20 protein-coding genes are annotated in these 20,170 nt (G+C 71.6%); 7 read left to right on the top strand and 13 right to left on the bottom strand.

Annotated elements, in window-relative coordinates; all coding sequences use genetic code 11:
• Window positions 1-50: 50 nt before the first annotated feature.
• Window positions 51-314, bottom strand: coding sequence for a hypothetical protein (locus tag O7620_RS04260; protein ID WP_278121929.1), 264 nt, complete (start codon window positions 312-314; stop codon window positions 51-53).
• On the opposite strand from O7620_RS04260, the gene O7620_RS04255 reads away from it, so the two are divergent.
• Window positions 301-762: a hypothetical protein gene (locus O7620_RS04255; protein WP_278121928.1), complete on the top strand. Its 462-nt coding sequence runs from the start codon at window positions 301-303 to the stop codon at window positions 760-762. The two genes, O7620_RS04260 and O7620_RS04255, sit on opposite strands and share 14 nt — an antisense overlap.
• A gap of 75 nt (window positions 763-837) precedes the next feature.
• On the opposite strand, the gene O7620_RS04250 is transcribed toward O7620_RS04255, so the two are convergent.
• Both O7620_RS04250 and O7620_RS04245 read right to left on the bottom strand, forming a co-directional pair.
• Window positions 838-1,227, bottom strand: coding sequence for a hypothetical protein (locus O7620_RS04250; RefSeq protein ID WP_151491100.1), 390 nt, complete (start codon window positions 1,225-1,227; stop codon window positions 838-840).
• A gap of 36 nt (window positions 1,228-1,263) precedes the next feature.
• Entirely contained in the window at window positions 1,264-2,145 is an 882-nt protein-coding gene (locus O7620_RS04245; protein WP_278121927.1) for a hypothetical protein, read from the bottom strand.
• 19 nt (window positions 2,146-2,164) lie between these two features.
• Here O7620_RS04245 and O7620_RS04240 point away from each other — a divergent pair, with 19 nt between their 5' ends.
• Window positions 2,165-2,335, top strand: coding sequence for a hypothetical protein (locus O7620_RS04240; RefSeq protein WP_278127235.1), 171 nt, complete (start codon window positions 2,165-2,167; stop codon window positions 2,333-2,335).
• Between the two features lie 1,659 nt (window positions 2,336-3,994).
• On the top strand, window positions 3,995-4,657 hold the full coding sequence (locus tag O7620_RS04235; protein WP_278121926.1) for a C39 family peptidase: 663 nt from the start codon (window positions 3,995-3,997) through the stop codon (window positions 4,655-4,657).
• Between the two features lie 67 nt (window positions 4,658-4,724).
• Here the strand turns inward: O7620_RS04235 and O7620_RS04230 are convergent, their stop codons facing one another.
• Window positions 4,725-5,381, bottom strand: coding sequence for a DedA family protein (locus O7620_RS04230; protein ID WP_151489845.1), 657 nt, complete (start codon window positions 5,379-5,381; stop codon window positions 4,725-4,727).
• A 256-nt stretch (window positions 5,382-5,637) separates the two neighbouring features.
• Here O7620_RS04230 and O7620_RS04225 point away from each other — a divergent pair, with 256 nt between their 5' ends.
• Window positions 5,638-8,490, top strand: a complete 2,853-nt coding sequence (locus O7620_RS04225) for an aconitate hydratase (protein ID WP_278121925.1) — start codon at window positions 5,638-5,640, stop codon at window positions 8,488-8,490.
• A gap of 210 nt (window positions 8,491-8,700) precedes the next feature.
• Here the strand turns inward: O7620_RS04225 and O7620_RS04220 are convergent, their stop codons facing one another.
• A complete protein-coding gene (locus O7620_RS04220) occupies window positions 8,701-8,931 on the bottom strand; it encodes a hypothetical protein (RefSeq protein ID WP_278121924.1) in 231 nt (76 codons plus the stop codon).
• Window positions 8,932-9,257: 326 nt separating this feature from the next.
• Here O7620_RS04220 and O7620_RS04215 point away from each other — a divergent pair, with 326 nt between their 5' ends.
• Both O7620_RS04215 and O7620_RS04210 read left to right on the top strand, forming a co-directional pair.
• Window positions 9,258-10,025, top strand: a complete 768-nt coding sequence (locus O7620_RS04215; protein ID WP_278121923.1) for a helix-turn-helix transcriptional regulator — start codon at window positions 9,258-9,260, stop codon at window positions 10,023-10,025.
• Window positions 10,016-10,207: a DUF397 domain-containing protein gene (locus tag O7620_RS04210; protein WP_278121922.1), complete on the top strand. Its 192-nt coding sequence runs from the start codon at window positions 10,016-10,018 to the stop codon at window positions 10,205-10,207. The genes O7620_RS04215 and O7620_RS04210 overlap by 10 nt, the downstream gene beginning before the upstream one ends.
• 78 nt (window positions 10,208-10,285) lie before the next feature.
• Here the strand turns inward: O7620_RS04210 and O7620_RS04205 are convergent, their stop codons facing one another.
• The 7 genes from O7620_RS04205 to O7620_RS04175 all read right to left on the bottom strand — a co-directional run bounded on the left by O7620_RS04205 (window position 10,286) and on the right by O7620_RS04175 (window position 18,325).
• Entirely contained in the window at window positions 10,286-10,897 is a 612-nt protein-coding gene (locus O7620_RS04205; protein ID WP_278121921.1) for an ATP/GTP-binding protein, read from the bottom strand.
• On the bottom strand, window positions 10,878-11,264 hold the full coding sequence (locus O7620_RS04200) for a DUF742 domain-containing protein (protein WP_203125011.1): 387 nt from the start codon (window positions 11,262-11,264) through the stop codon (window positions 10,878-10,880). Before O7620_RS04200 ends, O7620_RS04205 begins: the two co-directional genes overlap by 20 nt.
• 4 nt (window positions 11,265-11,268) lie before the next feature.
• The gene (locus tag O7620_RS04195; RefSeq protein ID WP_151489840.1) at window positions 11,269-11,691 is read right to left on the bottom strand and encodes a roadblock/LC7 domain-containing protein; all 423 of its coding nucleotides are present in this window, start codon (window positions 11,689-11,691) and stop codon (window positions 11,269-11,271) included.
• Between the two features lie 90 nt (window positions 11,692-11,781).
• On the bottom strand, window positions 11,782-14,367 hold the full coding sequence (locus tag O7620_RS04190; protein ID WP_278121920.1) for a nitrate- and nitrite sensing domain-containing protein: 2,586 nt from the start codon (window positions 14,365-14,367) through the stop codon (window positions 11,782-11,784).
• A 124-nt stretch (window positions 14,368-14,491) separates the two neighbouring features.
• On the bottom strand, window positions 14,492-16,081 hold the full coding sequence (locus tag O7620_RS04185) for a prenyltransferase/squalene oxidase repeat-containing protein (protein ID WP_278121919.1): 1,590 nt from the start codon (window positions 16,079-16,081) through the stop codon (window positions 14,492-14,494).
• Complete coding sequence (locus O7620_RS04180; RefSeq protein WP_278121918.1) at window positions 16,074-16,991, bottom strand: terpene synthase family protein; 918 nt, start codon at window positions 16,989-16,991, stop codon at window positions 16,074-16,076. The genes O7620_RS04185 and O7620_RS04180 overlap by 8 nt, the downstream gene beginning before the upstream one ends.
• Window positions 16,988-18,325, bottom strand: a complete 1,338-nt coding sequence (locus O7620_RS04175) for a cytochrome P450 (protein ID WP_278126857.1) — start codon at window positions 18,323-18,325, stop codon at window positions 16,988-16,990. Before O7620_RS04175 ends, O7620_RS04180 begins: the two co-directional genes overlap by 4 nt.
• A gap of 465 nt (window positions 18,326-18,790) precedes the next feature.
• On the opposite strand from O7620_RS04175, the gene O7620_RS04170 reads away from it, so the two are divergent.
• Window positions 18,791-19,039 carry a DUF2630 family protein gene (locus tag O7620_RS04170; protein WP_091403743.1) on the top strand — a complete coding sequence of 83 codons (249 nt, stop codon included), beginning with the start codon at window positions 18,791-18,793 and terminating at the stop codon, window positions 19,037-19,039.
• 44 nt (window positions 19,040-19,083) lie between these two features.
• On the opposite strand, the gene O7620_RS04165 is transcribed toward O7620_RS04170, so the two are convergent.
• Window positions 19,084-20,016, bottom strand: a complete 933-nt coding sequence (locus tag O7620_RS04165) for an RIO1 family regulatory kinase/ATPase (protein ID WP_278121917.1) — start codon at window positions 20,014-20,016, stop codon at window positions 19,084-19,086.
• Window positions 20,017-20,170 lie beyond the last annotated feature (154 nt).

Below are 20,170 nucleotides of genomic sequence, written 5' to 3'. Positions count from 1 at the left end.
AGCGTAGCGACCGACGGCCAGGCCCGGAAGCGCCTCGCGCGCCCGGGCAGTCAGCCGAGGCGGCAGTCGACCCCGTTCACCGTGCACCGCAACGGCGTGGCCCCGGACTCACCCCAGCCGAGCCGCAACCGGACGGTCCGGGTGTCGCCCGGGCTCAACGAACGGGTGCCCCGCACCACGAACTCGCCGTCACCCCGCCCCCACACCGAAACCCCCGAGTCGTCGCTCGCCCGCACAGCCCACATGTCGTCGCCGTACGCCAACTCGACCCGCCAGTCCACCGACTGGCTCGTCTCGTTCGTGATCGACAGCACCGCCGCGGTCCCGTCCCAGCCATCCGTGCCGACCTGGTACCGGGCCGTCACCGCCTCCGCCGACGACGGCGCCACCGCCGGGGCACTCGACCGCCCCGGTGACGGCGAGGCCGTGGTGACCCGAGGCGACGGCGACCGGCTGCTCCGCGACGGCCCAGGCGACGCCGTCCGCCGCTCCACCCCCGCCGGCGTCGGCCCACCCGTCGGCGACACGGCCGCCGGCACCGTCGGCAGGAACACCGGCGGCGCGGCCCGCGGCCCGCCATCTCTCTCCCGGGTACGGAACGACAGCAACGCGACCACCAACAGCACCACCAGCACGCACACGCCGAGCAGCACCACAACCCACGGCACCGACGCCAACATGCGAGCCGCCCGCACGTCTGCCGCACCGTCCGGCCGCACCGCCATCAGGTCTCCCCTCGTCCCCACCGACGCGCCAGCCTAGCCAGCACCGACGGATCGGGCCGATCGGCCCACCCGACACAGCCAACGCCCCGGCCGCCCGGACGACCCCGGCCGATCAGACCGTCCGGACGACCGTGCAGATGACCGGCTCCGCATCGGCGGTACGCAGCAGATAGCGGTACCGCTCCCCCGGCACCGCACGCCCCTGACTGTCCAGAAACTCCCACTCCACCGCCACCATCGTCAGCAGTGCGGACATCGGCTGGACGTCATCGATCCGGGCGTGCGCCGCGACCAACTCCCGATCCTGGTAGTCGGGCGCGGCGCCCACGAAGGACAGCGCCACCGCCGCCGGCGTCGTGAACGAGAAGCTGTAGGTGTCCGCCACCACCAACCCGGGCAGCGCGTAACAGCCGGCGATGGCCGGCAGGTCACCGGAGATCAGCGCCACGCCGTACCGGTCGAAGAAGTCCGCCAGAGTGTCGAGATCGGTGGAGGCGTTCACGCGACAGCAATTACCGGTCACCGGCCAGGTCAAACCTCACCGCGACGGAACCCGGACCTCGATCTCCGCACCGAGCCGGGCACCCGAGGCCAAGCCCAGGTCGTCCCCACTCCAGAACCGCCCCGGGTCGTACCAGTTCGGACGCCGCCCCGCCGGCAACAACCCCATCGCCTCATAGGTCACCGCCACCACCTCGGCGCAGTACGCCGTCTCCAACGCCCGCTCCCGCGCCTGACCTGCACTGCCCGTTCTGTTGGCCTGGGCTGCGCTGCTGGCCTGGGCTGCGCTGCTGGCCTGGGCTGCGCTGCTGGCCTGGGCTGCGCTGCTGGCCTGGGCTGCGCTGCTGGCCTGGGCTGCGCTGCTGGCCTGGGCTGCGCTGCTGGCCTGGGCTGCGCTGTTCCCTTGGCCCACGCTGTCCGCCTGGGCTGCGCTGTTTCCCTGGCCTGCTCTCGCCGTCACGCCTGCTCGGTGCGCGAGCCGGCCGGGACGAGGCAGCGCCGGCACCCGCCCCCGCACCCACCGCCAGGCCAGTTGGGCCGTCGACGGGAACGGCGTGCCGTCCAGCCGCGCGACCGTCCGCAGCACGGCCCGCTCCATCTCGCCGTCCGCCGGCGGGTCGAGCTGCCGCAACCAGGCCCGCTGGCCGTACCGGTTCGCCCAGACACAGACCGCGTCCCGCAGGTCGTGCAGCTGCACGCCCCGCTGGTGGGTACCCGACCACAGATCCGGCAGCGACCTGCCCAACTCCGCATGCCACATCAGAGGCGGCATGTCGTCCAACACCACCGCCATCCCGACATGGTTCACCGGGCTGTTCGTGGTCAACTGGATCGCCCGGTCCGGCACGCTACGGCCCCGGAACACCCACACGTCACCGGTGCGGGTCAACTCGACGGCCTCATCCAGGCTGATGCTCATGAGGGTCTACCCTAGGCCGATGCGGCAACGGATGCGGTGGTGGAAGGTCCTCGGGCTCGCCGGCCTCGCCGGTGTCGCGGCCTCCGGCGTGGTCATCGCGCGGGCAGAACGGCGCCGACGCGCGTACACCCCCGAGGAGATCCGGCAGCGACTGCTGGAACGCCACGCCCAGGCCAGCGACGCGGACTGATCCTCCCCCGTGGAGGGTCCAGCGCGTGAGGTCAGCGGCAGCCGTCCTACCTGATGCCGTCCTACTCATGCCGTCCTACCTGATGCCGTCCTGCCTCATGCCTGATGCCGGTCGCGCCGGGTTGTTGCGCGAAGGCCCTCGCATGATCGTGCTCGATCCTGGATGTAGTGGCCTCGTCGTCGCGGCGTAGGGCCTGCTTCCTGGGTCGAGCACGATCTTGGTCGTCGAGCGGGTCGCGGCCGGACGTGGTCGTGGTGGCGTGTGGTGTCCCCGGGTCGGTCCCGCCCCGCCGTCCCGCGCCGCCCCTTCCTCCCCGGCCGCCCGCTCCGCCCCGCCCTTACCGGCCACCCGCTCCGCCCCGACCTCCCCAACGGCCCCGCCCGCCCGCGCCGACGATCATGACGTTGACGAGGCGACACGCCGACACCAGTAACGCCAACCCCATGATCACCGCCGCCCCTCGTCGATCATGGAGTTGTGGTGCCTCTCGAAACGGGTTTGCGGGGTTAAAACGCCCACCATAAGTCCATGATCGGCGAGGCGGGGTGCTGGCGGGGCGGGGCGGGGCGGGGCGGGGCGGGGCGGGGTGCTGGCGAGGCGAGGCGAGGCGGGGCGGGGTGCTGGCGAGGCGGGGTGCTGGCGGGCGGGGCGGGCGGGGTGAAAGGGCGGGGCAGAGTGCGCGATCACTGTCCGGCTGGCCGATTTTGGTGGGTTGTCTGGTTTGCGCGATGCGGGTTCCCGAAGCGGGTGGCCGGCGACCCTGGGGGCTGGTGGCGTGGTCGCTACTCGTGGTCGGGTCGCGGTGTCTGCGGTCGCGATCCGCAATGTCTGGGAGGTTGCTCCCTGATCCTGTCGGTAGACGGCGGCCTCCCGGATGGTGCGCGGATCTTGGGTGCCGCCTGTTTGCGTGGTGTGGTGGCGGGTGTCTGGTTCTGGTTGGGGTCTGCGGTTGGTGGGTTGTCGGGTTTGGGGTGGGCTGTCGGGTTTGGGGTGGGGTGTCGAGTGACCGGGGGCATCGCGGTGGTGGAATCGGGGGCCGGGCGGGGTCGTTATACCTGGCATGCCACCGCGACTTCGGTCGCTGGTGTGCGGGCGGTCGCCCGGAACACGGGCCTGACCGCCCCGGGTTACCCCCCCGGGAGCATGACCGGCCGGGCAGGTGGCGCGATGATCCGCCGGTCCGGTGCTGTCCACCGGTGGGGTGTCGCGGGATGCGGGGCAGGATCTCTCAGTGATCGTGATGCCACACCGGCATCAAGATGACTGACCGGCATCACGCTCAACGGAGCCCGCGGCCCCGGCCGGGCACGAGGGCCAGGTACATCCCCCGGCACCACCGAGCACCACAGGCCCGACGGTCTGGCGGAATGATCCCCGGGCCCGGCCGGTTACACCCCCCGGCACAGCCGAGCACCACAGGCCGACGGCCCGGCGGAATGATCCCCGGGCCCGGCCGGTTACACCCCCGGCACCACCGAGCACCACAGGCCCGACGGTCTGGCGGAATGATCCGCCGCTGCGGACCGTTACACCCTGTCCCGACGCCGGCCCCCCTGTGGGTCGCCGGGCAGATTCCCCTTGAACTTCCCCCGCACCGGCACGCACCCCCCGTGGCACGGCCGTTGCGGTATCCCCCGACAGGCAGAGGAGCACGCCATCATGCGTACCGATCTGATCCGTAAGACCGCCCTGACCGCCGCTGGCCTCGCGTTCACCGGCGGCGCCATCGCCGGCCCCGTCACCGCCGCCTACGCCGCGTCGCAGACCACACCGAGCACCCACACCCACACCCACACCGACCGCAAGAGCGGTGAGCGGGAACTGGCCGTGCGCTACGAAGCCCAGCCGAACTTCTACTACTGCGGCCCCGCCGCCACCCGCAACGCCCTGTCCGTACAGGGCAAGAACATCAACGTCGACGACATGGCCAAGGAAATGGGCACCACCGAGGCCGGCACCAACTCCATCAACGACATCACCCCCGTGCTGAACAAGGAAACCGGCAAGCCCAACGCCTACCACTCCGTCGAGATCCCCAACCCGAACGCCGACGCCACGCAGACCGACAAGCTGCGCGCCGACATCGTCACCACCGTCGACGACGGACGGGCCGTGGTCGCCAACATCGCCGGCACCAGCACCGACACCGACGGCATCACCCACTCGTTCGAGGGCGGGCACTACATCAGCGTCGTCGGCTACCGCGACGGTGGTAACACCGTGAAGATCGCCGACTCGGCCAACCCCGACACCGCCTCCTACTGGATCAGCGTCGAGCACCTCGCCGACTGGATCGCCACCCGCGGCTACTCCACCAGCTGACCCACACACCCACACACCGAAAGGGCCGGACCCCAACCGGGGCCCGGCCCTTCGGCATGTCCCGGGGTCAGCGTTCGCTGCCCGCCCGAGCCGGCTCGACTTCGGGGGCCGGCTCGGCGGCCTCGATTCGGTGGGCCCGTCGACGCAGCCACCAGGTGCTGGCGAGGCCGGCGAGCACCGCGAGGACCAGCCCGGCCCAGGAGATGTCCTTGAGCCAGTGCTCGGCGGCCCGCCCCACGGTGAACAGCAGGTAGGTGGTGCCGAACGCCCAGACCAGCCCACCGGCGGCGTTGGCCAGCAGGAAACGTCGGTACGGTACGTGCAGTGCACCGGCGAGCGGCCCGGCCAGGATGCGCAGCAGCGCCACGAACCGACCGAAGAAGACGGCCCAGACGCCGTACCGGGCGAAGCTCTGCTCGGCCCGGGCCAGTTGGGCGGGGCCGAGGTGGCGGGGGAAGCGTCGGCCCAGCCGGGCGAGCAGTGGGCGGCCACCCCGACGGCCCACCGCGTACCCGATGGAGTCGCCGACGATCGCGCCGGTGGCCGCGGCGGCGGCCACCCACTCGGGTTCGACCACTCCGGTGGCGGCGAGCAGGGCGGAGCTGACCAGGACGATCTCACCGGGCAGTGGGACGCCCATGCTCTCGACCCCGATCACCCCGCCGACGAGCAGGTAGACCGCGATCGGCGGCAGCGACACGAGCCAGTGCTGGACGTCGAACACGCCCGAACCCTACCCGCGGCCGAACGCCCGCACCTGCCGCCGCGGGGTGAATTCGCCTCGGGTGGCCCGACGCACGCCCCCAGCGCGTCCTAGGAGGCTAGGGATTAACCGTGCGGGCAGCGAGCGGCCGGGTTGCGTAACTAGCAAGACGGACGTACGGTTTTGTTGAGAGCGGAATCGGCGGTAAGTGTCACCTAACCTCGGCGACACCCCGGCCGGTGCGACACACTGCTCAGGACTACTCACGGTCGCTGGTGTGAAGGAGTACGACGTGGCGAGCCTCGACACCTTCGGTGCGAAGACCCAGCTACGCGTCGGAGACGCGAGCTACGAGATTTTCAGAATCGACAAGGTGGACGGCCACGACCGGCTGCCGTACAGCCTGAAGATTCTCCTGGAGAACCTGCTGCGGACCGAGGACGGCGCGAACATCACCGCCGACCACATCCGTCAGCTCGGCGGATGGGATCCCACCGCCGCCCCGAGCGTGGAGATCCAGTTCACCCCGGCGCGGGTGCTCATGCAGGACTTCACCGGCGTGCCCTGCGTGGTCGACCTGGCCACCATGCGTGAGGCCGTGCGTGACCTGGGCGGCGACGCCAGCAAGGTCAACCCCCTCGCCCCCGCCGAGCTGGTCATCGACCACTCGGTGATCGCCGACCTGTTCGGCCGCGAGGACGCCTTCGAACGCAACGTCGCGCTGGAGTACGAGCGCAACAAGGAGCGCTACCAGTTCCTGCGCTGGGGTCAGACCGCGTTCAACGAGTTCAAGGTCGTCCCGCCGGGCACCGGCATCGTGCACCAGGTCAACATCGAGTACCTGGCTCGTACGATCATGGAACGTAACGGCCAGGCGTACCCGGACACCGTGGTCGGCACCGACTCGCACACCACGATGGTCAACGGCCTGGGCGTGCTGGGCTGGGGCGTCGGCGGCATCGAGGCCGAGGCTGCGATGCTCGGTCAGCCGGTCAGCATGCTGATCCCCCGGGTGGTGGGCTTCAAGCTCTCCGGCGAGATGCCGGCCGGCACCACCGCCACCGACCTGGTGCTGACCATCACCGAGATGCTGCGCAAGCACGGCGTGGTCGGCAAGTTCGTCGAGTTCTACGGCCCCGGCGTGAGCGCCGTGCCGCTGGCCAACCGCGCCACCATCGGCAACATGTCCCCCGAGTACGGCTCCACCGTGGCGATCTTCCCGATCGACGCGGAGACGATCCGCTACCTGGAGCTGACCGGTCGCGACGCCGCGCAGGTCGCGCTCGTCGAGGCGTACGCCAAGGAGCAGGGCATCTGGCACGACCCGGAGGCCGAGCCGGCCTACTCGGAGCGCCTGGAGCTGGACCTGGGCACCATCGAGCCGTCGCTCGCCGGCCCGAAGCGCCCGCAGGACCGGGTGCCTCTGGGCAGCGCCAAGACGCTGTTCCGCTCCGCGCTGACCGACTACGTCGCCGACGACTCCACCAGTGAGCGTGACCTCAAGCCGAGCGTGGCGCGCGAGGAGCTGCCGCGCGGCGCGAACGGGCCGGCCGACGAGGCCAGCGCCGAGTCGTTCCCGGCCAGCGACCCGCCGGCCAACGAGTTCAGCGACCCGGCCGACGAGCCGCGCGACCTGGAGACCGCCGCCGCCGGAGCGGGCGGGCGGGCCACCAACCCGGTACGGGTCACCGGCGCCGACGGCGTCGAGTACGAGCTGGACCACGGCGCCGTGGTGATCGCGGCGATCACCTCCTGCACCAACACGTCCAACCCGCAGGTGATGATCGGGGCGGCCCTGCTGGCCCGCAACGCGGTCGAGAAGGGCCTGACCCGCAAGCCGTGGGTGAAGACCACCCTGGCCCCGGGCTCGAAGGTCGTCATGGACTACTACGAGCGGGCCGGCCTCACGCCGTACCTGGACAAGCTCGGCTTCAACCTGGTCGGTTACGGCTGCACCACCTGCATCGGCAACTCGGGCCCGCTGCCCGAGGAGGTGTCCGCGGCGGTCAACGAGCACGACCTGTCGGTCGTGTCGGTGCTGTCGGGCAACCGCAACTTCGAGGGCCGGATCAACCCGGACGTCAAGATGAACTACCTGGCGTCCCCGCCGCTGGTCGTCGCGTACGCCCTCGCCGGCACGATGGACATCGACCTGGCCAACGAGCCGATCGGTGAGGACAGCGACGGCAACCCGGTGTTCCTGCGGGAGATCTGGCCGAACAGCGCCGAGATCCAGGACGTCATCGCCCAGGCGATCGGCGCGACCGGCTTCAGCGCCGCGTACGCCGATGTCTTCGCCGGCGACGAGCGTTGGCAGTCGCTGCCCACCCCGACCGGCGACACCTTCGCCTGGGCGGAGGACTCGACCTACGTGCGCAAGCCCCCGTACTTCGAGGGCATGCAGCAGGAGCCGAGCCCGGTCACCGACATCGCCGACGCGCGGGTGCTGGCCAAGCTGGGCGACTCGGTGACCACCGACCACATCTCGCCGGCCGGTGCGATCAAGGCGGACTCCCCCGCCGGCACCTACCTGGCCGAGCACGGTGTGCCGCGGCACGAGTTCAACTCGTACGGCTCGCGCCGGGGCAACCACGAGGTGATGATCCGGGGCACGTTCGCCAACATCCGGCTGCGCAACCAGCTGGTCCCGGGTGTGGAGGGCGGCTTCACCGTCAACCACCTCACCGGCGAGCAGACCTCGATCTACGACGCCTCGATGGCCTACCAGGAGGCCGGCATCCCGCTGGTCATCCTGGCCGGCAAGGAGTACGGCTCCGGCTCGTCGCGGGACTGGGCGGCCAAGGGCACCATGCTGCTGGGCGTGCGGGCGGTCATCGCCGAGTCGTACGAGCGGATCCACCGCTCCAACCTGATCGGCATGGGCGTGCTGCCGTTGCAGTTCCCGGTCGACGTCACCGCCGAGTCGCTCGGTCTGACCGGTACGGAGACGTTCACCTTCACCGGGGTGACCGCGCTCAACGACGGCGAGACCCCGCGCACCGTGCGGGTCAACACCGACACCGGCGTGGAGTTCGACGCCGTGGTGCGGATCGACACTCCCGGTGAGGCGGACTACTACCGGCACGGCGGCATCCTGCAGTACGTGCTGCGCCGCATGATCGCCAACTGACGCCGTACACCTGAGAAGGGCCGCTTCCCGCGCTGGCGGGGAGCGGCCCTTCCACGTCTCTGCCTTCCCGTGCTCCGGGTAGCCGTCTCGCGCCCTTTGCTCTGCTTCACTCGGCGCAACACCAACCATGCCGTACCGTTGCGCCCGTTGAAGCAGAGCAAAGGGCAAGGACGTGGTACGGCCAGCGAAGGATCCCGACCAGGTCCTCGCTTAGCGCAGCCGCAGCGCGACCGCGCGGGCCTCGTCGTCGGTGAGGGGCAGGAACCAGAGGAAGCGGCGGACGATGGCGACCGGATCGGGCCCGCCCGGTTGGCCGCGCAGGTCGCGGATCGCCCGGCGGGTGATCCGGGAAAATTCGGGGATCAGGGTCGCGACAGGCGGCGTCCGTCGGGGTCGCTCGCAGTGCCGGGCAGGGCCAGTCCTCCCGCAGGAGTCGCACATCCAGAAAGGACCGTCGGCGGTGTGCGCGGCCGGCGGGCCGCACCGGGGTCGCCAGCGTGATTCGGGTACGACGTTGGCGGCGCGACCGGGACCACGATGTGGACTAACGAGCCGTTCGACCGGGCGGGGCGGGCATTGACGTGGCTGCTTCGGTCGGGACGGCAACGGACCGACAGTCGGCTTCGTGTGATCTCGGCGTTTTTCCTCGGACATCTGTGCTCCGTCCTCGATGCTGTCTAAACCGCAGCCTGCCGAGGGTTGCCAAGCAATCACACCGCGTAGAAGTATTTACCTTCGACGTCTGGGACGTTCTGGAGGGTGTAGAGATGAATCGAGCCGTACAGGCGGCGATGGCCGAACGAGGCTACACAGCGGACACTCTCGCAGCGCAGATTGGTGTCGATCCGAAGACGGCCGCGAAGTGGGCGAGCAGGGATCGAATTCCGCAGACTCGTCATCGCGCCCGGGTCGCCGAGCTGCTCGGTCGGAACGTCGAGGAGTTGTGGCCGGACGCCCTCAAGCGCCGGACGCCGGCCTGGTTCCGGCCCTGGGCCGAGATCGAGCGTGAGGCGCTGTCGCTGCGGTCCTTTCAGCTCACGTGGGTACCGGGACTCCTACAGACCAAGGCGTACGCGCTGGCGACGCTGGTCGGTGAGGCGTTCACACCGGCCGAGGCCGACAATCTCGCCGAGGGGCGGCTCAGCCGGCAGACCATCCTACGGCGGGAACGGCCACCCCTGCTCGTCGCGGTCCTCGACGAGGGGATCCTCCGGCGCACCCTCCACGGCGACCGGGCCATGATGCGCGAGCAGTGCGAGTGGCTGGCCCAACAGGCCACGCTGCCGAACGTGTCGCTGTTCGTCGTGCCCGCCGACACCGGCATGTATCCCGGCCTCGGCGGGCCGTTCACCATCGCCGAGATGCCGGACGGGGCGCGGGTCGCCCACGTCGACAGCCAGGCGCAATCACAGCTCACCGACAAGGCCGCCGACGTTGCTACCCTGGACCGACGGTGGGAACGCATCCGCGACAGTGCTCTGTCACGCACGCAGTCCCTCAACCTAATCACAGAAGCGGCAGCATCATGGACCTGACCGGCGCCCGGTGGCGTAAGAGCAGCAAGAGCGGCAACAACGGCGGCGACTGTGTCGAGGTGGCCGACAACCTCGCCGGCGTCATCGGCGTACGTGACTCCAAGGACCCGACCGGCCCGGCGCTCGCCTTCGAGCCGGCGGCCTGGGCCCGGTTCCTGGTGCTGGCCAAGCGCGGCGAGTAGCCCCTCCCCGCCTCGTCGTACAGGGCCAGTCCGCAGACTGGCCCTGTACGCGTGTCCGTGCGCTAGCGCACGCCTCGGTCAGTCCCCGCCGGCGGCGCGGCGGCGGGCCTCGCGGGTCTTCATGGCGTGCTCCATCAGCGTGACGAGCACCTCCTTGCTGGACTCGCGCTGCCGGGCGTCGCAGAGCAGCACCGGCACACCCGGGTCCAGGTTCAACGCGGCCTGCACCTCGTCGAGCCGGTAGGAGCGGGAACCCTCGAAGCAGTTCACGGCGACCACGAACGGGGTGCCCCGGCCCTCGAAGTAGTCGATCGACGGGAAGCAGTCGGCCAGCCGGCGGGTGTCGGCCAGCACGACCGCGCCGATCGCACCGAGTGCCAACTCATCCCAGACGAACCAGAACCGGTCCTGCCCGGGGGTGCCGAACAGGTAGAGCACCAGGTCGTCGCTGATGGTGATCCGGCCGAAGTCCATCGCCACGGTGGTGGTGGTCTTGCCCTCCACCCCGGACAGGTCGTCGATGCCGACACCGGACTCGGTGAGCACCTCCTCGGTGCGCAACGGCCGGGTCTCGCTCACCGCGCCGACCATCGTGGTCTTGCCCACGCCGAACCCACCGGCGACCAGGATCTTGATCGCGGTGGGCAGTGGGGTCGCTCCCGCCGGCCGGTCAGAGTGCCCGTAGTCCATTGATTACCGCCTCGAAGATGCTGTTGTCGGGAAGACCGGCCGTGGTCTGCGGCTCGCGGACCTGTACCAGGCTGCGGGCCGCCAGGTCGCCGAGGAGCACCCGGATGGTGCCCACCGGCAGGTCGAGATGGGCGGCGATCTCGGCGACGGACTGTATTCGTTGGCACAGTCCGACGATCGCCAGATGTTCCGGGCCGAGGCCGACCTCCGGCGTGACCTCGGCGCGGGTCGCGGTGACCAGGGAGATCAGGTCGAACGTGCCGGTGACCGGGCGGGCCCGGCCGCGCGTCATCGCGTACGGGCGCACCACCGGGCCCGCATGGTCATCCACCCACTGATGGTCCGCGGACTCTCCCTGCACCGTCATGCCGCTACCTCTCGCCGGCCGGCTGCTCGGTGCCACGGGACGGGGAGGCCACATACTTGCCGACCCGGGTGACCAGCATCGCCATCTCGTAGGCGATCAGGCCGACGTCGGCGTCCTCGGTGGCAAGGACCGCCAGGCAGGCGTTGCGGCCGGCCGCGGTGACGAACAGGAACGACGACTGCATCTCGATGATGGTCTGCTGCACCTGCCCGCCGCCGAAACGCTTCCCCGCGCCGCGGGCCAGGCTCTGGATGCCGGCAGCCATCGCCGCGAGGTGCTCGCCGTCGTCCCGGCTCAGGCCCTGGGAGGAGGCCATCAACAGGCCGTCGGTGGAGAGCGCGACCGCATGCTCGGCCTGCTTCACCCGGCCCACCAGATCATCCAGCAACCACGTCAGGTCGGCACTCGAAGCCGTCTTCTGCGCCACTTCGTCGTCCTCTTCTCGCCCGGCTGTTGCGCCGTGTTCGTCTGGAGCTGACCGTCACACCGTGCGGTGACCCGCATTCTCGGTGGCCGGTCAGGTAGCTTGCGGGTCCTCGTCGCTCGGCTCGGGCGTCGCGCTCGGCGGGGCGCCGGCCGCGCCGCCGATCAGTCGCGCCGCGTCGGTCCGACCGCGACGGGTGCCGGTCTGGTACGAGCTCATCATCCGGCGCACCTGCTCCGGGGGACGTGCCACGTCCTCGTCGTCGGTCTCTGTCGCGGCCGGGTCGTCGCGCAACTCGGGCGCGATGTTCGCCTGCCGGACCCGTACCGGCAGGCCCGAGTCGGTCCGGTCCGCCTCGGCGCGGGCCGGCATCGGCCCGCCGTCGGCCGCCGCCTCGCTGGCGCTGTCCGTCGGGCGGGAACGGTCGACCGCGGGCAGTCCGGTGGGCACCGTGGGAGCCTCCAGGGCGGGCTGGCCCAGAACACGCCGGGCCCGGGTGGGCAGGTCCGGCGTACCGGCGCCCTGCGGTGTCCGCTGGCGGGTGGGCAGAGCGGCGTCCCCCACATCGGTGCCGTCGGCCTGCCCCGTCGCGGTGGTGGCGTCCGGCACCAGGTGCCCGGCCGGGGTGACCGGCTCCGGCACGTCCGGCGCCGTCGTGCCCGGTGCCTCCGGTGCGGCCGCCAACGCGACCGGCGCGAGGACGGCCGGCCGGCCGGTGTCGGCGGTGGTGGTCAGCCCCGAGGGCAGGGCGATGGCCGGCGAACCGGCCCGCATCGCACCGGAGTCCTCCGAGCTCGGGCCGTTCTCGGTGACCAGTTCCAGCGGGATCAGCACCACGGCGGTGGTGCCGCCGTACGCCGACTCCTTGAGCCGCACCCGCACGCCGTGCCGCTCGGTCAGCCGGCTCACCACGTAGAGCCCGAGCCGGGCGGCGTTGGCGAGGTTCAGCTCGGACTGGTCGACGATGCGGTGGTTCGCGGCGGCCAGGTCCTCCTCGCTCATGCCGAGGCCCCGGTCCTCGATCTCGATGGCGAACCCGTTGGCCACCAGCTGACCGCGGACCTCCACGGTGGTGTGCGGTGGGGAGAACGACAGACCGTTCTCGATCAGCTCGGCGAGCAGGTGGATGATGTCGCCGACCGCGCGGCCGGCGAGGGAGACCGGCCCGAGCGGCAGCACGTTGACCCGGGTGTAGTCCTCCACCTCGGCCACCGCGCCACGGACCACGTCGACCATCGGCACGTTGCGCCGCCACGCCCGGCCCGGGGTCGAGCCGGAGAGCACGATCAGGTTTTCCGCGTTACGCCGCATCCGGGTGGCCAGGTGGTCGACCCGGAACAGATCCTCCAGTTCCTCCGCGTCGTGCTCGCGCCGTTCCATCGCGTCCAGCAGGGTGAGCTGGCGGTGCACCAGCGCCTGGGTGCGCCGGGCCAGGCTGAGGAAGACCTCACGGACGTTGCGGCGCAGGTCGGCCTGTTCGACGGCGGTCCGCAGGGCGGTTTCCTGAACGGCGTTGAACGCCTTGCCGACCTGACCGATCTCGTCGGTGCCGAACTCCAGCGGGGGCGCCTCGGTCGCGACATCGACCTCCTCGCCGCGGCCGAGCCGCTCCACCACCCGCGGCAGCCGTTCGTCGGCGAGCTGCCAGGCGGCCTGGCGCAGCCGGTCGAGCTGACGCAGCAGGGTCCGGGCCGTGGAGATCGAGACGACGACGGACGCGATGACGGCGAGCAGACCCAGACCGGTGGCGAGCACCAGTCGGACGACGACCATCACGGCGACGCCGGTGGCCCGGCCCACGATGCCCTCACCGCCGGCGGCGACCACGTCGTTCACCGCGGCCAGTGCCGGCTCTACCGTGCCGCGCCACTGCTCGGCGCTGACCGGCAGTTGGGTCGCCGGCCGGCCCTCGCGGATGATGCTGTCCTGCACGGCGCGCAGCCGGGTGAACGCCTCACCCTCGACGAGCTGCTGGTAGCGGCGCTCGTCGTCGGCGGCGAGCCGGGCCCGGGTCTCCTCACCGAGGAACCGCTCGGCGCCGACCAGGCTGACGTAGCGGGCGTACTCCGGCCCGCTCATCCGGCCCTTGCCGAAGAGGCCGCTGAGCAGCGCATCCTCCTGGGAGACCAGTTCCTTCATCCGGTTGAGCTGGATCAGGGCGGCTGCGTCGGCGGCGATCGCCTTGTCGTCCAGGCTGCCGGTGACGTCGTAGATCTGGAAGATCGACTCGATGGCGTCGGTGTAAGCGGCGGCGGCGGCGATCCGGTCGACGGAGCGGCCGAGCACCTGCGCGCGGGTCTGCTCCAGCGCGTTGATCCGCGTGATCGACGCGTCCAGCTGAGCGTCGAGCGCCGAGCTGCCGGCCACGTCCACCTGCCAGTTGCGGACCGAGCCGGCGAAGTCGCCGGCCAGCTTCGTGGTCTCGCGCTGCTTGGCCTCCAGCGCGGCCCGCTGTTCGGTGTCGGGGTTGCTCAGGTACGCCTGGGTCAGCCGCCGCTCCAGCTGAAGCTCCCGCAGCAGCGGCTCACTGGGCGTGTAGACCTTGCTGTTGAGCAACTGGACACCGAGCAGGTTGAAACCGTCGCGCAGGGTCACCCACGCCGCGAACATCCAGAGCGCGACCAGGGAGAGCAGCAGGGCAACAACCTTGGTGCGGATACTCGTACCGCGAGAACGCATTGAACCGTCCCAGGCCGGGCGTTGACTCAGCTCATCAACGGGTGATCATGAAGGGCGACGTCCCACCACAGCGGGGCATACGGGGCTGAGGCTCTGCGTACGCTAGCAGTGTCCACACAACCCCTCAAGTTGTTGTTTTTGTTGCCTGGTAACCGCAATCCACCACCGAACGGTCGACGTCGCCGAGGCGAATCGCCGCCGAACGGCAGGCGGCGAGCACGGCCGCCCGGACGATGGCAGTCGGACAGTACAGCTCCTTGCCGTACCACAGTGGAGGATGCTCCCTGGTGGACGGTTCGTGCAGGTAGGCGTGCCCGCGTGCCACCGCGTCGGCGACCGCCGGCAGTGTCCTCGACGCCGTCAGCAGGACCTGCAGGGCGTAGGCGGTCTCCTCGGCGGTGCCGGCCCAGCGACCCCACGAGCCGTCGGCGCGCTGGCTGTCCAGGACCCAGCGGGCCGCCCGCTGCACGGCCTCGGCCGCGGTCGCGCCCCGGCCGAACTCGGCCAGCGCCTGCACACAGCAGGAGGTGGCGTAGTACGCAGACGCGTGCCACCGGTCCTGCCAGGAGCCGTCGGCGAGTTGGTGGCCGGGCAGCACGGCGCTGAGCCGGTCGACCGCCCGCCGGTAGCGCGCGTCGGCGTCCGGGTGGGCGGCCAGGTGCTGGCCGAAGGCGTCCAGCACGTGCGCGTTCGTGGTGACCGAGAAGCCGTCCTCACCCCGCCAGGTGCAGAAGCCGTCGGCCGTCTCGTACGCCCACAGGCTGCCCGGATCGGCCGGACGGCCGATCCGCGCCAACGCGTCCAACGCCACCGAGGTGGTGTCGGCGTCGGTCGGCAGGCCGTCGCCGGTGGCGATGCCCTCGGCACCGCTGGCGCCGGCCAGGGTCTGCAGCACGACGACCGGCGGGTTCACCGCGACGCCGGCGCGGCCCAGGCCGCTCAGCACCCAGGCGCGTTCGAACACGGTGATCGGGGCCGGGCAGGGCACCGGGCCGCCACCATCGCGGATCAGCTGCCGCAGGAAGGCGTGCGCGGCGGGGCTGGCGTCCGGTCCCGCCGCGGTCAGCCAGGCCGCGGTCGCGGCGGGCGACGCGCCCACGGCGGTGACATCGGGTCCGGCGTCGGCCGGGACCGCGCCGAGCACCTCGTAGAAGTGGGCCAGTTTGGGCGGCAGCGCGGCACCGGCGGCCACCGCCGAACGCACCGCGCGTAACCGGTCCGGGCCGAGCCCGGCGGGCAGCGCGAGCGGTGGGCGGGGCAGCCGCTCGGCGGTCGCCCGGCCCAGTCCGGCCAGCCGCGCGTTTATCGACTCGACGAGCGCCGGGACGATGAGGTCCAGTGCCGGGGTGTCCGGCAGGGTCCGCGCGTGGGTGGCGAGCAACGTGCCGGTGAGGGCGCCCAGGGCGTCGGCCACCGGGGCGATCAGGTCGGTGCCCGCCGCGCCGTCGGCCACCACGGACAGCAGCGCGTCGGTGGCGCTCAGGGTGGGCACCAGGGCGTACCCCTCGGTTGGGCCCCACGCGCCGTCGCGGCGTTGGCCGCGTCGCAGGAACGCGATCCGCTGGTCGTGCCCGGCCAGCCAGGGAGCGTCGGCGACCAGCCGGCCGGTCTCGTACACCGACGGGGCGACCTGACCCCACGGGCGCAGCGCCAGGCCGGCGATCAGCTCGCGGGCGGCGTCGGTGGCGGGTTCGGCGAGTACCCGGTCACTCATCGCGCGTCCCCCAGAAGTCCGACAGCTGGTAGAAGCCGCCGGTGAAGGAGATCTGCCGGTGCAGGTAGTCCGCCTGGCGGGGGCACCGCTCGGCGAGGGCGGCCAGGTCCCCACGGGACCGGGTGGTCAGCTCGGCCAGCCGGGCACGCACCTGCGCCGGGTCGTCGACCAGCTGCAACGCGTTCAGGTCGCCCCACTCGGTGTCGCGGCCGTGGGTGGCGAGGTCGTTGACCAGCCGCAGCACACGCTGCACGCCACGCCCGGCGTCGAGCAGGTCGGTCAGCTGCGCGAGGGTCCGGTCGTCGCCGGTGGCGATCCAGTGGGTCACGTTGACGAAGGAGCACGCGAGGTTGTCGGCGTTGTCCAGGTAGCGGTCGAGGTCCGGCAGACGCCGCCCGGTGGACGGGTCGGTCGGCAGGTTCTTCCAGTCCCACTCGCGGGACACGGCGGCGAGCATCCGCGCCAACTCGTCGCGCCAGATGGGGCGCAGCCGGGCGAACGCCGGCACCTCGGCCAACTCGTCGCGCAGGTCGGCCAGCAGCCGTGCCAGGTGCCGTCCCGGCGGTGCGGCCGCGCCGTCGGCCACCGCCAGGCAGTCGGTCACCACCTCCCGGACGTCGTCGGCGGACCGGGCGAGGTAGTCGACCTGCCAGTCGGCCGCGAAGACCCAGAGCAGGGTACGGGTGGTGATGCGCAGTTCGGCGGCGGTGTGCCAGGGCGCGGTGAAGGCGATGGCGGTGGCCACCGAGCTGAGCAGCGCGGCGTCGAACGGCGCGGCGTCGAACAGCTCCGGATGGGCGGCGGTGACGTCCTGCAGGTCACGGACGCCGCGCACGGCGAGCGCGCACACCCGGCCCTGCTCGGCGACGGCGTCCGGACCGGTCTGTACCGGCCACGGCGCCCCGGTCACGGCGCGATCGGACGCTCGACCGGGGTGATGATCAGCTCGGCCCGCTGCTTGGGTTGCAGCGAGGCGCCGAGCCGGGGTGTCAGGTCGACGGGCTCGCGCAGCCGGAAGCGGTAGCGGCTCAGCACGGTGCTGACGATGAGCTGCGCCTCCAGGAGGAAGAGGTACTGCCCGAGGCACTGGTGCGGGCCGCCGCCGAACGGGAAGTAGGAGTAGCGGTAGCGCCGGCGGGGACGCTCCGGCGCGAAGCGTTCCGGGTCGAACAGCGCCGGGTCGTCCCAGAACGTCGACATCCGCTGGGTCACGTACGGGCTGACCAGCACGGTGCCACCGGCCTTGATCCGTACCCCGCCCAGCACGTCGTCGCCGACCGCGGTCCGCGGGATCATCCAGCCGGCCGGGTAGAGCCGCAGCATCTCGTCGAGCACCATCCGGCCGTAGCGCAGCTGGGGCAGGTGCTCGCGGCCGACCCGGTCGGCGCCGACCACCTGCTCGATCTCGTCGGTCATCCGCTCGGCCACGTCGGGACGGGAGGCGAGCACCGGCCACAGCCAGGAGAGCAGCGCGATGGTGGTCTCGGTGGCGGTGGAGAACATGGCGACCACGTCGCCGCGGATGGCGTACTCGTCGGGTTCCCGGCCGTCGGCGCGGGGCCGGCAGAGGGTGGAGATGATGTCGTCGCCGTCGGTGGGCCGGGCGCGCGCCTCGCGGATGATCGGCAGCACCACCTCGTCGATGGTCCGCACCGCCTCGTTGAACGCGCGGTCGCCGGGCATCGGCACCGCGTACGGCACGAAGGGCACCAGCAGGCGCGGAAGCATCGCGGTGGTGACCGTGTCCAGCGCGGCGCTGATGCGCAGCGCGTCCGGCACCGAGATCCGGTCGGCGAAGAGCACCCGCATGGTGGTGCGCAGGACGATCTGGGTCAGCTCGGCGCCGCCGTCGATCGGGCGGCCCTCGCGGGCCGGCTCCAGCCACTCGTCGACGGCCTCGTTGATCGCCTCGGCCATCCTGTCGACCAGCGTCTCGGCCCGTTTGGCGGTGAACAGTGGTTGCAGCGCACCCCGGCTGGACTCCCAGACCTCACCCTCGGCGACCAGGATGGCGTCGCCGACGATGCGTCGGACCGGCCGCCAGAGCAGTCCGTCCCCGTCTCGGGTGTAGTTGGCAACGTTGTCGCGCAGCACTCGTTGCAGATGTTCGGGATGACTGACCAGATAGGGGCGGAACGTGCCCAGGTTCAGTCGGACGACCTCGCCGCCGGCGTCGTCCGCGAAGCCGACCAGCGCGCCGAGCGGGTCGCGGACCAGCGCGGGCAGCGCGCGGTGCAGCGGGATCATCCGGGGCTCGGTGCTGAGGGGGGCGGGGCCGGCATCGGACACCTGCGACATCGAAACCACGTCTCCTCGTCATCCCGCCGCGCGCAATTGTCCACTTCGCCAGGTCGGGACTGTGGAACTCTCACCTTCTGGGCGTCGGAAGCATCTCACCAAACGCGAGTCACCTCCAGACCTGGGAGCGGGTAGATTCCACGGCCACGCCGGGCCTGCGGCAACGGCAGGCTCGCCACGCTGTCCGAAGTGGACGATCAGGAGAGATCGCACCGCAGGTCGGGACACACCGGCCCCGGCGGTCGGGGCGCGATGCGCGCTGGATCATGCCCGCTCGCCCGCCGGGGCCGGGTCCGCGACGACGACGGGCGGTGCGGACCCCGCCCGGACGAGGACCCGGGACGTGAGCGAGGACGCACCGGTACCCCCGAATCCGGGCGACGCGGGGCACCCTGTGCCAGGCTCTCAGGCATGGACGACAAGACCATCCTGAACCGGATCTCCGAACTGGTCGACGAGGAACACAAGCTGCGGGCCGATGCCCAGGCGCACGAGTCGGGCACCGAGGGCGAGGCCAGCGAGCGACTGCGCGCCCTGGAGGAGTCCCTCGACCAGTGCTGGGATCTGCTGCGCCGCCGACGGGCCGCCCGGGAGACCCACGGCGACCCGGACGCCCAGGGCGAACGCCCCAAGCCCGAGGTGGAGCGCTACCTGCAATAGCCGGTGGAGTGGGTCGGGCGGAGTGCCCGCCCGACCCGCTCCGGTCAGCGGATGCCCGCCTCGCGCAGCAGCTCAGCGGTCAACGCGGCCGGATCGACCTGCTCCGGCGGCAGACCACGAGCCGCGAACCAGGTGCCGACCACGCGTACGTCGCGGGCCAGGAACTCCGGCCCCTGCGGGTTCGCCACCACGTCGACCACCTGCGGCAGGTCGATCACGACGAGCCGGCCGGAGTGCACGAGCAGGTTGTACGGCGACAGGTCGCCGTGTGCGTAACCGGCCCGAGCCAGGACCCGCAGCGCCTCCACCAGCTGCGCCCACAGGTCACGCAGCTCGGCCGGGTCGGGCCGTAGCTGGGCCAGCCGGGGCGCGGCCTGCCCCGACTCGGCGTCGCCGACGAACTCCAGCATCAGCTCGGTGCCGCGCAGCTGCACCGGGTACGGCACGGCGATCCGGTCGTGCCCGGCGCCGATCTCCCAGAGCCGGGCCAGGGCGGCGAACTCGGCCGCGGCCCACTGCCCGGCGATCATCTGCCGACCGAAGGCCGTCCGGCCGGCCATCGCCCGGTTCTCCCGGGACCTGCGTACGCGACGGCCCTCCAGGTAGCCGGCGTCGCGGTGGAACAGCCGGTGCTCGGAGTCGCGGTACCGCTTGACCGCCAGGAGGCAGGACCGGTCAGTGTCCGGCACCGCACGGCGGACCAGGTGGACGTCCGCCTCCTTGCCGGTCTTCAGCACACCCAGTTCGGTGTCCTTGGCGGCCAGTTCGGTGACCAGCCAGTCCGGGTACGGCTGCGGCCCGTGCACCGCGTCGTCCCAGGACGACCAGTGCTCGCCGGTGTCCGGGGCAGGCTCGGTGTCGGGGTCGGCGAGCGGCTCGGCCGGCCGCCCGCGCTTCAGAAACTGCGGTTCGTCGTCGTCGAAGCGGCTCTTGCCGCGGCTCCGGCGCTCCAGCGCCGGAAGGTCATGATCGCGCACTGTGGTGAGGTTCCCTTGGTCGAGGCTGAGATAGGCAGCTGGAAGCGACCTGCGAAGACGGCCATGACCGACCCCCTCTCCTCGACCGGGCACACGCCCGGGATGCACCATGCGCCGACCATGCTCGCCGCGTCCCGGCGGCCGGTCAACCGAA

It is taken from the genome of Micromonospora sp. WMMD710 (genome assembly GCF_029626045.1).
Lineage (GTDB): Bacteria > Actinomycetota > Actinomycetes > Mycobacteriales > Micromonosporaceae > Micromonospora.
This window is presented reverse-complemented; position numbering and strand designations above follow the sequence as displayed.